Here is a 13,799-nt window from a genome sequence, read left to right on the forward strand (position 1 = left end):
CTACTTTGCAAGGGACCCGCAGTGAAGTACGCCTTTATCGTTCGCCATCGCGACGTGTGGCCCACGCGGGTCATGTGCCGGGCGATGAACGTCTCGGCCAGCGGGTTCTACGAATGGGGTTTGGCAGGCCCGCCAGCGAGCACAGCCAGACCGATGCAAGACTCACACGCAGTATTCGGAAGAGCTTCGAGCTTTAGCGACCGCGCCTACGGCAGCCCGCGGGTATGGCACGACGACCTCAGGGCCGCCGGCAAGCAGTGCGGCATCAACCGCGTGGCACGCCTAATGAAGGTGGCGAACCTGCAGGCCAGGGGCAAGCGCCGTAGGCTTCCCGGAGATGGTGCGAGCAGGCTGGAGAATCACATCGCGCCGAACCATCTGCAGCGCGCGTTCGAGGCGCTGGAGCCCAACCAGAAGTGGGTTGCGGACTTCACCTACATCTGGACGGCAGAGGGCTGGCTCTACGCAGCAGCGGTGATGGACCTCTACTCGCGCCGCATTGTGGGCTGGTCGATGAGCGACACCATGCAAGCTCGAATGGTGAGCGATGCGCTGCTGATGGCCTTGTGGCGAAGAGGGAAGCCGGCTGCGCTAATGCACCACTCGGACCAGGGCAGCCAGTACACCAGCGACGAGTTCCAGCAGCTGTTAAAGAGTCAAAACATCACCTGCAGCATGAGCCGGCGCGGTGAATGCTGAGACAACGCGGCGATGGAAAGCTTCTTCTCGACGTTGAAGACCGAGCGCTGCGCTCGCACGGTCTACCAGACCAGGGCGCAGGCCAGGGCTGACGTATTCGACTACATCGAGCGGTTTTACAACCCATTCAGGAAACACTCAAAATTGAACTACCTCAGCCCGGTTCAATTCGAGGAGCGGCAGCGCTTAAAGGGCTAGGCAAAGCGTCCGGGAAATCGGGGGAAGCCCAGTGGTTACTGATAAAGCCGAATCATAATGCCGTGCCTAGGCCTAGCCGCGTGCGACCATCTGATTTCTGGCTGAAATTGACAGGCTAACTACCTGTACCAGCGCCTCGCCCGCTGTGACATCCTATGGCGAGGGTCGAGGAATCAGGTTGCTTGTGCCCCTGCAGTGCTGAGAGTTAAACTAATTTTGCGACACTTCCTGCTACTTCTTTCATCTAAGGCTTACCTGTTTTGATGACAAAGTAGCCTGAGTGGCGTCTGAGGCTTTTTTAAACTCCAACGGAGCTTGCACTGCCCACCAGAGGTTGTCCGACTCCCAGATCGCGACCAGCCCGGCGGGCGGCTTCGACGCAACATCGCCCACCCAAAGCATTCCTTCGCGTTCCACCAAGGCGGCCGACACCCAGGGACTGGCGACGTAGTCCCCGTCAAGAAGCACCAGCGGCCGCTCTGGCAACCGGATCGCCAATGCGCTCGCAATGTTCGCGGCACCGCCGATCACGCGCACGGGACCGCCCAACGCCATGCGCGCCTCGGCGCCGATGCGTTCTGCAAAATGGGCCGAACGGAAATTCGACGTCTGGCTTTTGTTCCAGCCGAAGCCACTGACTGGTGACGTCGCCCACATGGTTGCGAGCAGCAGTCCCTGCACGACCAGGAACAGGCGCAGGACGGCGTCGAAGGGGACGTTGTCGATCGTGCATTTTTTGCAGCAGCACAGCATCAGCGACGGACAGGTGAACAGCACGAACGCGGTGCCCCATTGGAACTGCAGATTGGCACCGGTTGCCACGCCGATGAGTGCGATAGTCGCGAGCGGCAGAAGTCCCCAGGCGATCAGGAAACGTCGGGCGTCCGGATGCGTGCTGGAGGCGGACGACAGTGCGGCATCGGTCTCCGTGACCGCTCTCGTTTTCCACCAGACGCCCGCCGCGAGCAGCAACGCCGGACTCAGGCGATTGCATTGGTCGGCTAACCAGTGCAGCGCGTGCGCGGCGCGTTGCATGTACGGCATGACGGCGACCAGCGCACTGCGGCTCGCGTAGTGCATCGGAAGGAAGTCGTGCGTAAACAGCCACCACAGATGCGGAGAGAAAACGAGCGCAGCCACGCCGGCCGCTTCGAGCAATCCGCGCATGTGCAGAGAATCCCGCCAGCCGCGCTTCAGGGCCCAGAACATGACGACAGAAAGCGCCGCGAGCACGACCTGATACTTGGCAAGCGCACCCAGTCCTAGCATCAGGCCCAGCGCCAGCCACGCGGTGCGCGAGCGATCGGCAAACGCACGCCAGCAGAACCACGCTGCGCCCGCGACAAAGACCAGCAGCACCGTGTTGTGGTTGTAGAAATTCGTACGACCGCAGTAGTACGTGATACACAGCGTGCCCAGCAGTGACAGCGCGGCGAAGTGCGTCCCAGCCATTTCCTTCACTAGGCGCCATGCGGCCCACAGCGAGAGGGCAATGACGACGCCGCCCGCAACATCCACCACGGCATGATGGATTCCGAATAGCTGAACGAACGGCCAGATGAGGATGGTCGGCAGCGGCGGGTGCTTGGAGTAGCCCCACTCCAGGGATCGCACCCAGACCAGTTGCTCCACTGAGTCCATGGGCGGCGACCAGCTCAGCGCGCCGAGGACGAGCACCCAGGCAACGGTCCAGACGCCCAGCCAGACGGCGACCGGCAATCGCCTAATTTCCGCCAAAGCCGTTGCCCTGAGAAACAAAAAAATTCGATGGCTTGTGTTGTGTCCGGAAACCGGCCAGCGCGAAGCATCTCCCGCGTTGTTGGTGCGGCGTCGCATAGGATCAGAGAAATTTTGAAAAGGGAACAGCGCACCAGCAATGCATCACGATGCTGGCAGGCGGTGAATAGCTAAGCAATACCGTGTGACGGCGAACCGCATCCGCAGATCGTAGGGAGCACTTGTGAATGCAACCTGACCAATTGATCCGTTGCAGACACTCGATCTGTTTGAGACGCAGCGAAACGGCCGTCCGGTATGGCGCACTATGCTTACGCGATTAAAAGAAGATTCTGTCCCTGAACAACGTTCGAAAAGTATTTATAGTTCATAAATTGACATTTAAACCTAACTTGTGTCTCAGTGGACAGCTATCAATTTATCCGTGCGGGCCGAAAGCGCCTGAAAATGAGCGAGTAGCAGTTTGCTGTTGCCGTTGGGGTGAGTCGTGGCGCCGTTCAGCAATGGGAGCGTCCCAATGGCACGGCACCCCGGCGCGGCAACTGGCAGCACGTGGCCGACGTTTTGGGCGTGTCGATGACTGAGTTGCTATCGGGGTTACGAGCGGAGCGAGCGCTGGAAGTACGTTTGGAAGTACCACTGGTGTCGGAAATCGAGGCCGGAAATTACACCGTTGTCGATAACTTCCGCCCCTGTAACAATTTCGACATGATCTCAACGCGCGTTGAGGTGAAGCAGCATACTTATGCGTTGCGTGTTCACGGGGACAGCATGGTGAATGACACTGGCGACTCATTTCCGTGCGGTGCCACTTTGATCGTGGAGCCGGAAGTGGAGCCGCAGCCAGGGGATTATGTGATCGCACTAAATACTCAAAATGAAACAACGTTCAAACAATTGATAAAGGATAACGGCGAACTTTATCTTAAACCGCTCAATCGCCGCTTTCCCATTAAACCACTGGGCAATGCCAAAATAATTGGCGTTGTACGGGAGTTTACCAAAAGATTCAGGTGATTTGAATAGTTGTCAATTCGAAATTTCTGATGGCACTCGCTGCAATACAATAGGCACACTCGAAAGCGCAGATTGTCGCGATTCGAACTTTGGCAGCACATCGCGCTGCCATGCTTGGTATCAAGGGATGTATCATTGCCTTTTGAGGCTTTTGATATTGAGCCTAATCCTAGGGCACTGTATGTCAGTACATCTTGCTGGCGGCAGCGCTAGAGATATAGCAAAGCGTCCGGAAAATCAGGGGAGGCCCAAACAGCGATATTCCCAACGGCTCAAGAGTGTCTAGTAAATCCGGGGCGATTCAGGGATGGCATCACCGGCGTCAGCCTAACCAAACCCGCAGTGAATAAAAAAAGGCTTTAGGAGACGTCCTCTTTTTCTTCAGTTCAAATGATCGGTACGCAGACGATGCCTCGCATCTGACACTGAGCGCGCTGCCAAGAAAACCGCGCCAGCGGATGCAAGGCCGGATGCGCCCGTTAGGAGAAACAGTAGCAGAATTTGGTATTTCACCGCTTCGACGGGATCCATGCCTGCGATCAGTTGTCCAGTCATGATGCCTGGCAAGGTGATCAATCCTGCAGCTGACATCTGGTTGATGATGGGAATGAGACCGCGCCGGATTGACGAGCGAACCAGCTTGGACATCGCATGCGAACTGGACGCACCCAGCGCGAGCTGCGCTTCAATCGCTGCACGATCCGTCACCACGCTGCCGAGAAAATTGTCAAGCGCCAGACTCGCCGAGTTCAGGACGCTGCCAAGCACGATACCCATTAACGGGATGGCGTACCGCGGGTCGTACCAGGGCTCAGGTCGTATCGCGGTGAACAGGGCCAGGAGCACAGTGGCGAGGCTGGCTGATGAAACGACAGCCGCTCCAATGCGGTAATTGCCAGCTCGTATCAAGCGTTGTCCGGGCCGAGATGCAATTTCGCGTGCTGCAGCAGCGATCATCACCACAATGACCAGGAGCGTCACAAAAGGAGACGATGCGTCGAATACAAAGCGCAGGAGCCAGCCAACGATGAGAAGCTGTGTGACCATCCGCACGGCCGACCAAATTACCTGCCGATGAAGATCCAACCGCAGCAGCCAAGACGCTATGGCTTGCAGAACTACCAGCGCGGAAGCAAGCACCAAATCTGCAGCGGTGAGATGGAGAGCGGTCACAGAGCGTGGAGCGTCCTGTTCGCCATTTCAAAGATTCGATTGCTCATGCGACCCGCCTGTTCACGCGAATGGGTGACCATCACGATCGCCGACCCCTCGTTCACGAAGTCGTGAAGTACTTTTTCCATCGCTGCTGTTGTAACGGAGTCAAGCGATGCCGAGGGCTCATCCAAAAGAAGCACTGCGGGACGTCGTGCCAACGAACGCACAAGTGCTAGTCGTTGACGTTCTCCAGTTGAAAGTCGCGAGACCTCTGCGTTGAAGAGTGTCGAAGCAAGATCCAGTTTCAGCGACAAGTCGTCAAACAGCGCACGATCCTTCGGTCGAAAATGCTCCGCAACGGTTGGGCACCACCATGCTGGCTCTGCGGCCTGGTACATCACCTGCGAACGCCACGTCGGTGCGGGCCAGTCACTGCGCTCTATGCCTTCCAAGCTCACCTGTCCCGTACCTGGATCGAGGTCTGCAAGCAAGCGCAGCAGTACGCCTTTCCCCGATCCCGACCGTCCGACGATCGACACACATTCACCACGGTCAATCGTCAAGTTAAACGGACCGCCTTGTTTGGACCCGAGCTCGCGTACGACTAGAAAGGGCTCCTCTATGCTCGGCCGGTCTGCCGGGATTAGGAAAGGTGTCAACGGCATCTAGGCTACTCGGTCGTTAGATTATTTTTATCTGAAAACTACGCGGATTTATGTTTTATTCTTGAATACAGTGACATACCAATCTCTAAAGCTGTAAAATCAATTTATGTAATTTCCTTATCTGCCGGGATAATCCATTTGCAATTCAGTTTGAATGCACGGTTTCACTCAGATAATTTTTTGATGCTTTGACTGACATAAAAAATAATTCAAGTAGGGCGTTTATGTCTTAACCAAACCATCAATCACATCGCACAATCGCTGCAACGTAATCCCTGCTTCGCGTGGATCCAGACGATCCTCTGGGATGCGAATTTCAAACCCGTCTTCTACTGCAAACACAAACTCCATCAGAGCCAGCGAATCCAGATTAAGATCGACCAGCGTTGTCGATGGTTGAAATTGTGTGGGATCCGCACGAAAATTTTTCTCCAAAATCGAGGAGACGCGTTCGTATGTATTTGAATTCACTTCATTTCCCCGGTAGGGCCGACTTTATGATGAATGGCTATTTTAGGAGCGATGAGGTTTACCACGCGTATGCCCATTAACACAGCAAGTGTCTTGGCAACAGAGAACGGCAAGGGGTGATTGGAATTGCTGGCAACATGTTTCGGTTTGACTAATTGATAGACAGTATTTGATCAAATGCGACTTGCGCCCACTGCGCAAGCAAAATCAACTTGATCATCGGCTGTGCAGATAAAGCGACGGTCAGTAACAAATACTTGGCCCCACCACCGACAGACGGCTTTAGCCGCCACGGCATTTAGCTAAGGCGTCAAGCGGCCGCTGATAGCTGGGCGTGGTCACATCGACCATGCCTAACACCGTGTGATAAAGGTTGTCGTGCGTAAGCGCGGTGTTCCGGTCGGCGTTCAAGCAGGCCGTCGACAGGAGTCCGCGTGCCTGCAGGTCCGGATCAATCCACGTCACCAGCGGTATGTGCTTCTGAACTTCGGGCGCAATTTGGTAGGGCAGCCCATGCAAAAACACGCCGAATTCGCCAAGCGACTCACCGTGGTCACTCAGATAGAGCATGCCGGTCGCGTACTGCGGCGACTGGATCTTGAGCCAGTCAATGGTGCGCCCCAAGAAGCGGTCCGTATAGGCAATAGAGTTGTCATAAGCATTGATAAGTTCGCCATGGCTGCAGTCAGCGAGCACGTTGGTTGTGCACTCGGGCACAAAGCGCTTTATGTCGGCCGATGAGCGTTTGTAGTAGGCCGGTCCGTGGCTGCCCATCTGGTGCATTAGCAGCAGCACGCCCTTCGCGCGGCGCTCGGGTGCCAACGCCGCGATGCGACGGTCGAGGCCAACCAATAGTGCGTCGTCCAGGCATTCGTCGTTGCTGCACAGTGCGGCTTTGGACGCTGTATCCAGGCCGCTGATGGCAGTGGCGTTTGGCACGCGGTCACATACGCCCTTGCAACCACCGGGTTGGTTGTCGATCCAGAGCACGGCTAGCCCGGCGGCCTGCGCCACGTCAACCAAATTCTCGTGATCGTCCTTGGCGTTCTCGTAGCCTTCCTTGCCCAGCGGCGAGAACATGCATGGGACCGAGGCCAGCGTGTTGGTGCCGCACGAATGCACGTTGCGCCAACTCGTGACCCCGCGCGCTGCAAGTTCCGGCGTTGTGTCGCGCCCGTAGCCGTTGAGCGCGAAGTGGTCGGCGCGCGCCGTCTCGCCCACCACCACCACAAAGAGTGGTGGTTTCGAACCCGTTGCCGCATACGTCGCGCCGAGCGCCGCGCCGGCCGACGTCGGAATGAGCTTGCGGCTGTGCGCAAACATCGGGCGTAGCACCACACGACCGGTTGAGTACAGACTTGCTAGCGGGTTGATCAGGTAACGCAGCGTGACATGGTTGCGCATCAGCGGCGCAAGTTCGCGTGAGGTGACCAGCACGCACACCACCACCACAGCCAGTGCCGCGACACACATCACCACATTGCGCCATACCTGCCCCCACACAGGCATCGGCAGAATCCGCACGCGCAGCAGCCACCAAGCCGCCGGCACCACTACCAGTGCCACATTAACGATCATGCGCCAGCCGAGCAGGTCGCGCGTCTCGTGGAAGTCAGTCTGCAACGCGTTGGCCATCATTGTTGGGTCCATCACGACGCGATAGGTCAGCACGTAGTGCTGCGCAATCGCGGCAACGAGCACAACGGAGAGCCAGAGCGGCTTCATGCCGCGCGTCCAGGCGGTAAGCGCGAGCACGGCTGCGGTGCCAAAGCCCACTAGCACGGCCATGATTGCGACCGAGCGCATGTACAAGCTTGGCGCGCCACCGATGCGAGAGAGTTCTATCCATATGGACCAGTTAGCTGCGATTAGCAGATAAAAGCTTAAAACAACAACAACGAATCGGGCCGAACGCGGCCGAGACAACCAGCTGCCGGATGTCAAAGTGTGCTCGGAGGCGAGGGTGCTAGACGAAGTAGAAGATTCCACCCGGCGATGATGGCTACAAAAAATGAAACTTGCCTGAACGGCTCCAGGCTTTTATAGGTAGCCGGGCGTGATCGAGCATTTCCACAAATAGCCGGCACGCATCGCGTTTGCTCAGTCGCTCGCTGATGGGTTGCCACTGTTCAACGCCGCGCGAGCCTCGTCGCACGGCCTTCTAACCAAAAAAGCTCGCAACGACCGCGAGGGTGAACTTTGTCTCGTCCTCTCTCATGGACCCTGTTGAAGTTTGTCCAACTTCTCGGGTCAGTTCAGACGCGTGAAGGCTGCTTGGTTAAGTTAGGCCACAACGGTGGTGGTCCGCTTGGCGAGTTGCCTTTAGCAGTTTGCCTCGACCTCACCCGCCGGGATATAGCCGATGAGTACGAGCAGGCAAGGGTGGTTGCCAAATCAAGCGGAACTGGATCGTCGGCTCGAGTGCTGCAAGTCCGTCAACTGCATCACGAGTGCAATCTGTTGCAGCAAACCACTAAAAAGGTGAAATTTAGATTCGATTTGCAACCCGCAATAAAAAATTATTGCGCACAACTGGTGGAAGCCTTGAAATTTTCAGGATATACCCGACTTCTGCACCCGGTTCGTATCTAAGCGAGGCTTAAGAACGAAGCACAGCATCATCAACGAATGTTTAAGCGGGCCACCATTGCATTACCGCCAGTCGTGCGCCGCGGCTTGCAGGCTTCACCTCCCAGTTCTCGTCCTGCTCTGTCCACCAAACACCTTGGCCATATGTGAGCAAGCCGCCGCCAACGCGCCATTGCCCTTCGATGCACATCATTAAGCCGTGAGCGCTTGCTTCTAGTGTTTCGGAGTGCTCCAGAACGCGCATATCGGCACGGCCATGCCCGTGTCGCCTCATAAGATTAAGGGTGTGTGCAGATCTGCCATGAAGGGTGCAGACTACCGGGGCCTCTCCCTCGAAGGAAAAAGACCGATGTGGGACGTCGAGAATTTCGTCGAATTCTTTGGACTGAAGGCGGATACCGTCGCCTTCCAGCAACATGATTGTCCTCTCGACACCGGGGCAATCAGAAAAGGGCCCGCTTGCCGTGATTGCTGCGATGCTGACGCGCCAACTAAACGTATCTGGCTCTGCATACAGCGGCCAGCTAACGATTTCCCGCGTCGTTCCTCCACCATTTTCCCAAGCCCTGGTCGGCAGTTCTTCAGATCTAAAACGTCGCAAGCTCATCGCACCGATCCTCGTTAACCAAGAGTTTATTTTCGTCCTGCAATTCCACTGCCTCGTGACGAGTCAGAACGAAATGCTTGAGAGTAACTTAGTCACTCGTTGGCTTACTGCCAAATAGTTGACCACATATGCATATTTTTATCGTGAAGCACAAAAAGTTTGACTTTGAAACGCCTTGGGCTCCTTAAAGCCAACTTAGCATCCACCGTCAAACCGGTCACGTCCCCAAAATCGGCGGTCAATTTTGCCGCAATTCGCACCGTACATTAAAAATTCGGGGTAATTCGTAAAACGGCGATCTATGTATATTAGTTGGACGATTCCTTGCGCATGAACTTCCAGTCCCTCGGTACTATCAGAAGCGTCGTCCAGCCGAAAGGCGCAGCATATTTTGTGAGGTGAAGTTCACTTTCGGGTCCACGGCGACCTTAATAAACCATATTGGCCAGTCATAGCTCACTGATAGACCTATCCTTCGGACGAACTGCCCGTCAACAGTGCCCTGCTTTGCGAGAATATCAATCGTTAAGCGCTGTTCTTGGGCCACGCTCTGACGCCAGATGAGGTGCACATGCTGTTGGTCGGGGTTCTGACGGTTGTCGCGGATCACTTGCAATTGCAACGACGTGACTTCTGACCAGCGATACCCGCCGTAGGCGGTCCATGAATCGTTCGGGTCGAAGTTGAGATTGGCGTAACTATGTAGGTTTGTACGGCCAAGGCCAGCGCCAACGAACCAGCTGTGGCCAGCCTCAACGGCAACGCTGCTTCCCAAAAAGCCGCCTGAAGCTGCTTGTAGCGAAGGCAGCACACGCAGTGGTCCGAGCGAGAAGCTGTGATCCCATCCGACCCGTAGCTGCGAGTAGTTTAGTGTGGGCGATCTGAACCAGCCGATCCAAGTGTCGTTGTCGCCCGTGCCGTAGCGAAGGTTCATGTCCAGTCCTGGTCCGGCAGGCAAGTCGCCGCCAGCTACTCTATAAATGCCCGTGGTGAGTTTCCAGCGCGCAGGAGTGCTCTCGGGTTCAGGATCGGCTGTATCGGTCTGAGCTATTGCCATGCCGCCGCAGAGCGAAAACGCGATGACGGACAACACTTTAATAGCGTCGCGGAGAGTAGGGCTCCTCCACCTGCCATTCCGGATGAGCGTGTGTTTATTTGAAAGGCAGCACATCACGCGCCATTATGGATAAGGACGACGATGAAGCGTGCCGATCGCTCAAACCATTCTGAAGGCCGAGGTCGGCTTTGTGGCCATGCATGGCTGAAGCTCAGAGCTGACGGGAGTAGGCAATGGCGTGCACGTAGGACATTGTCGAATTTGGGCTCCATGTGTACACGTTGGCTGATGGCATTGCGTTAAAAAGGCTCCAACATTTATAGGAGAATTCCATGCGTACTTCCGTCATCGCCCTCGCGTTCGTCAGCCTGATCTCGATCGGTGGCATTGCCAGCGCCAAGGGTTGTATCAAGGGAGCTGCTGTCGGCGGTGTCGCTGGGCACGTGGCTGGGAAGCATGGCGTGGTCGGTGCGGCAGCGGGATGCGCCGTTGGCCGTCACCAAGCCAATAAGAAGGACCAGGCAGAAGCGGCGCGGAACCAGGCTCCAGCTTCTGCAACGTCGATGGGCGCTGCTAAGCAGTAGTAAAACCAAGGACGCGGTCGCCGCGCTGAACCGCCCTGTAAGCGTTTTCAGGATGGTCCCCAAGATGGTTTCATGGAGTGGGTCGACAGGCTGTTGAAAAGGTCCATGTCAAGTCTGCCGTGTAACCCATGTCGAACCCTTGCAGGGTCACGCCAACCGCGCTGAAGACAGTATTGTTTCGCGTATGCGCGGGGCAAATGAGTCCAAGCAAATAATTCCGCATGCACCACCGACGGCTGTTCGCCCTGGCGCTCCTCTTGACAGCGTTGAAGGCTCACGCACTGGGCGGTTTGATTCTCATCGATTCGCCACCTAAGGAAGGCTCTACGCTGGCAATAGGCCCGACGTTGGCTGGCTATCCTGAAGCACCAGGATCGGATCGTACTAAATTTTTGCCCCTCATAGGTGTCGACTTCAAGTCTGCAACGGGCGGTTTCATCTCGACGGACATCGGCGCCGGATGGAATTTTTCAAAGCTCGAAGAGCTGCAGTTCGGCGCACGGCTTTGGCCAGTGTTCGGCCGTACTGACGACCGTTCACGGGCTCGCGGGCTAAACGATCTCGGAAATCGCCTCGGCCTTGGTCTGTTTCTCAACTATGAGCCCTGGCAGTTCCTGGTGCTGCAGTCGAGCTTGTTAACCGGTTCGGGCTCTAAAGGGAACGGCACTCAATTCGAGACTGGCGCGACTCTCGGTGCGCCGTTAGGAGATTCAGTGCTGCTCGGACTGACACTAGGCACGACTTGGTCCAATGGGGCGTACCTGCACAGCTATTTTGGGGTAGCGCCATCGGAGTCCGGCCGGGGCAGCCTCCCGGTCTTCGCACCTAGCGCCGGACGCAGCGACGTGAATGTCTCCCTCAATGCCGAGGTGCGCATTGCCCCACGTTGGAAACTAACCGGCCAGTGGCTTTCGGCTCGCTTGATCGGTGATGCTAGTCTTAGCCCGGTAACCACATCGCGCATTCAAAACACCTTCTCGGTGACGCTGTGGTATCAGCTGAGGTGACGTTGGGGTTGTTGCGTTTCACCCATCCTGATCATGGCCGCCAAGCAGGCTGAACATTGCCAGTTAGAACTGCCCTAAACGGTATTTCCACTTGGCTCATTCTTCGGAGGTCGATCTTCTCCTAACGCCCGCACTTATCAAAACCCCCACTTGCTACGGATTAGCATCTATAGTCACACTTACGTTCTGCGCATTACGAACATTCGACACGCGAGCGTTGCTCGCTCTCAGGAAAGAAATTGTATAAGCTAGCCTTCGGTACATTAGCAAGCTTTGCCCGTTTTACTATGCTTCTGGAGAACTAGATATGACGGGCCAACCCTTTTTGACTCTCACTTCGGACCATATCGCTGTATTGCGGGCCATCGCAGTTATGGACTTGGCACAAAGTTCATCTCTCAGCAAGCATATTGGCAGACCAGTTTCCGAAGATCTTACTGCGCTTCGTGCCCATGGCTACATCCGCGAAATTTCTAGTCCCAGGAAAGATGGGACGCTAAGCCATCTACATACGATAACGAGTTTAGGCAGAGAGGTTTTGCAATCGCAGGAGGATTTGAGCGCAATTCTTCCCGTACCTACTATCGGCCCCCGCCCGCCTATTCGCCGCGAAGCTTACACTGGCGCTGAGATGCAACCTTTTACAGGACGGGTCGGCTCAGCGGACGCTTTAAGGTATCCAAGCCGCGTCGGTAACGAACTCCGCTACAGACATGACAGTAATCAGCTTGCAAGCGAAAGCAAAAAAAATCACAAAACTTAAGCTCGGGGTTGGTCGGCACGCATCATGCGTGTGTTCGAGGCGTGACCACGGCCCTGCTCAACGACACCGAAGCTCTTATGCGCAACCGTCTCAGTCGTGGATCACACGCACAGCCTGCGCCATCGCGCCGCTGGTTTTAATGCACTACCATACGCACGTCTGCAATCGCTCTGTCGTGGTGCGACAGACACGATTGAGTTGTTGAGGCTCGGCTTATGCGCGGCCATGATGCGAGTGAGTTGCTCATCACGTGGGCCACCCTCGACAATTGGATAGCGAGTGCAAGCTCGCAGGCGCAGATATCGACGCCGACCTCAGCGCCCACGACGAGTGCGACGAGCACCACGAACTTGATGGCTGGGAGACAATTGAGCAAGCCATTGCTGGCTACTCGCTCAACCGCTGACGGAAGCGCGAGACCTGGCTTCCACGATGTTGCCCGCAGTGTTGAAGATGAACGCGTCGCAGCTATTTTGAAAGAGGCTTAAAGCGTTGTGTGCTTCCTCATAACTGCGAAAGCCCTGAGCGCTCATTGCAATCACAGCGCCGCCCACGCGACGCAGCTCCCAGTCCCAGTGATCTCCATTAAGAAATGCAAAGTATTTCTTACGACTGTTCGTGACTGGCCGTGTAGCACTCCTTAAAGCGAATGCTTCGACGACCAAAGCCTTAGCTCCGGCGCGCCTCACAGAGCGGACGGCTTCAGTCGCGATTTCTTCAGTTGCGAAACCCTCTTTGCTCTTTGCAACCGCGAGGCCGCTAGGGAGACGCAGCTCCCAACGCCAAAGGGAATTGGTGTCTTGATAAATGACAAATCGTTTCACAAACGGGATCTTAATTTTCACAGGTGAACGATTTCTGAATGGTTCAGACCTACGAGGTGAACTAATTCACAGCCGCGCAATTTGCGCTGCGATAACCTGTCTCTAACGTGCATCCGCCGGAACTTTCCAATCATGTCCATGGTGATCACTCCTCGAACCACACTGGTTAAATAATCAGCAGGGTAAGTTGAATACCTGGGTCACTTTTGTTCGGCGCTTGGAGTGAACCGGGGGTGCGGACGAAAACTTTGGTGTCAATGCGCCAGTAGACCGGCGTCGTCGCAACCGGTTGCCCGGGCTCGATACCGGAATCCCCACACGAAGTGCCCCTTAGGCACTCCGATCGACTCCGCCAGCGTGATCGACTCTGTCTTGAATTTTTCCGTGTACTGCACTTCGCCAGGCTGCTAGCTCGCATCTCTTCTC

At 56.0% G+C, this 13,799-nt stretch carries 13 protein-coding genes and 1 pseudogene; 6 read left to right on the forward strand and 8 right to left on the reverse strand.

The window, feature by feature from the left end; genetic code table 11:
* A pseudogene (locus ACSFA3_RS21920) lies at positions 1-897 on the forward strand (IS3 family transposase); the annotation flags it as partial.
* A 240-nt stretch (positions 898-1,137) separates the two neighbouring features.
* Here the strand turns inward: ACSFA3_RS21920 and ACSFA3_RS21925 are convergent.
* A complete protein-coding gene (locus ACSFA3_RS21925) occupies positions 1,138-2,733 on the reverse strand; it encodes a glycosyltransferase family 39 protein (RefSeq protein WP_435507621.1) in 1,596 nt (531 codons plus the stop codon).
* A 453-nt stretch (positions 2,734-3,186) separates the two neighbouring features.
* Between ACSFA3_RS21925 and ACSFA3_RS21930 the strand changes: the two genes are divergently transcribed.
* Positions 3,187-3,651 (forward strand): LexA family protein, encoded by a 465-nt coding sequence (locus ACSFA3_RS21930; protein ID WP_435507622.1) that lies wholly within the window; start codon positions 3,187-3,189, stop codon positions 3,649-3,651.
* Between the two features lie 381 nt (positions 3,652-4,032).
* Here the strand turns inward: ACSFA3_RS21930 and ACSFA3_RS21935 are convergent, their stop codons facing one another.
* The 4 genes from ACSFA3_RS21935 to ACSFA3_RS21950 all read right to left on the reverse strand — a co-directional run bounded on the left by ACSFA3_RS21935 (position 4,033) and on the right by ACSFA3_RS21950 (position 7,886).
* The gene (locus ACSFA3_RS21935; protein WP_435507623.1) at positions 4,033-4,824 is read right to left on the reverse strand and encodes an ABC transporter permease; all 792 of its coding nucleotides are present in this window, start codon (positions 4,822-4,824) and stop codon (positions 4,033-4,035) included.
* On the reverse strand, positions 4,821-5,369 hold the full coding sequence (locus tag ACSFA3_RS21940) for an ABC transporter ATP-binding protein (protein ID WP_435507624.1): 549 nt from the start codon (positions 5,367-5,369) through the stop codon (positions 4,821-4,823). Before ACSFA3_RS21940 ends, ACSFA3_RS21935 begins: the two co-directional genes overlap by 4 nt.
* A gap of 324 nt (positions 5,370-5,693) precedes the next feature.
* The gene (locus tag ACSFA3_RS21945) at positions 5,694-5,942 is read right to left on the reverse strand and encodes an acyl carrier protein (protein WP_435507625.1); all 249 of its coding nucleotides are present in this window, start codon (positions 5,940-5,942) and stop codon (positions 5,694-5,696) included.
* A gap of 282 nt (positions 5,943-6,224) precedes the next feature.
* Positions 6,225-7,886, reverse strand: a complete 1,662-nt coding sequence (locus ACSFA3_RS21950; RefSeq protein ID WP_435507626.1) for a phosphoethanolamine transferase — start codon at positions 7,884-7,886, stop codon at positions 6,225-6,227.
* Between the two features lie 282 nt (positions 7,887-8,168).
* On the opposite strand from ACSFA3_RS21950, the gene ACSFA3_RS21955 reads away from it, so the two are divergent.
* A complete protein-coding gene (locus ACSFA3_RS21955) occupies positions 8,169-8,534 on the forward strand; it encodes a hypothetical protein (protein ID WP_435507627.1) in 366 nt (121 codons plus the stop codon).
* A 40-nt stretch (positions 8,535-8,574) separates the two neighbouring features.
* Here the strand turns inward: ACSFA3_RS21955 and ACSFA3_RS21960 are convergent, their stop codons facing one another.
* On the reverse strand, positions 8,575-9,063 hold the full coding sequence (locus ACSFA3_RS21960) for a HutD/Ves family protein (RefSeq protein ID WP_435507649.1): 489 nt from the start codon (positions 9,061-9,063) through the stop codon (positions 8,575-8,577).
* On the opposite strand from ACSFA3_RS21960, the gene ACSFA3_RS21965 reads away from it, so the two are divergent.
* A complete protein-coding gene (locus tag ACSFA3_RS21965) occupies positions 8,948-9,256 on the forward strand; it encodes a hypothetical protein (protein ID WP_435507653.1) in 309 nt (102 codons plus the stop codon). The two genes, ACSFA3_RS21960 and ACSFA3_RS21965, sit on opposite strands and share 116 nt — an antisense overlap.
* 237 nt (positions 9,257-9,493) lie before the next feature.
* Here ACSFA3_RS21965 and ACSFA3_RS21970 read toward each other — a convergent pair whose 3' ends face one another.
* The gene (locus ACSFA3_RS21970; RefSeq protein WP_435507628.1) at positions 9,494-10,072 is read right to left on the reverse strand and encodes a hypothetical protein; all 579 of its coding nucleotides are present in this window, start codon (positions 10,070-10,072) and stop codon (positions 9,494-9,496) included.
* Positions 10,073-10,527: 455 nt separating this feature from the next.
* On the opposite strand from ACSFA3_RS21970, the gene ACSFA3_RS21975 reads away from it, so the two are divergent.
* Together ACSFA3_RS21975 and ACSFA3_RS21980 are read left to right on the forward strand one after the other, a co-directional pair.
* Positions 10,528-10,779, forward strand: a complete 252-nt coding sequence (locus ACSFA3_RS21975; RefSeq protein WP_435507629.1) for a hypothetical protein — start codon at positions 10,528-10,530, stop codon at positions 10,777-10,779.
* A 221-nt stretch (positions 10,780-11,000) separates the two neighbouring features.
* A complete protein-coding gene (locus ACSFA3_RS21980) occupies positions 11,001-11,786 on the forward strand; it encodes a MipA/OmpV family protein (protein ID WP_435507630.1) in 786 nt (261 codons plus the stop codon).
* 1,158 nt (positions 11,787-12,944) lie between these two features.
* On the opposite strand, the gene ACSFA3_RS21985 is transcribed toward ACSFA3_RS21980, so the two are convergent.
* Entirely contained in the window at positions 12,945-13,394 is a 450-nt protein-coding gene (locus ACSFA3_RS21985; RefSeq protein WP_435507631.1) for a YegP family protein, read from the reverse strand.
* Positions 13,395-13,799 lie beyond the last annotated feature (405 nt).

Source organism: Variovorax glucosi (assembly GCF_051216695.1).
Taxonomy (GTDB): domain Bacteria; phylum Pseudomonadota; class Gammaproteobacteria; order Burkholderiales; family Burkholderiaceae_C; genus Variovorax.

Coding starts and splice junctions, on each gene's coding strand:
- ACSFA3_RS21925 (WP_435507621.1), bottom strand. CDS start 2,733: ATGCGACGCCGCACCAACAACGCGGGAGATGCTTCGCGCTGGCCGGTT.
- ACSFA3_RS21975 (WP_435507629.1), top strand. CDS start 10,528: ATGCGTACTTCCGTCATCGCCCTCGCGTTCGTCAGCCTGATCTCGATC.
- ACSFA3_RS21970 (WP_435507628.1), bottom strand. CDS start 10,072: ATGAACCTTCGCTACGGCACGGGCGACAACGACACTTGGATCGGCTGG.
- ACSFA3_RS21980 (WP_435507630.1), top strand. CDS start 11,001: ATGCACCACCGACGGCTGTTCGCCCTGGCGCTCCTCTTGACAGCGTTG.
- ACSFA3_RS21965 (WP_435507653.1), top strand. CDS start 8,948: ATGATTGTCCTCTCGACACCGGGGCAATCAGAAAAGGGCCCGCTTGCC.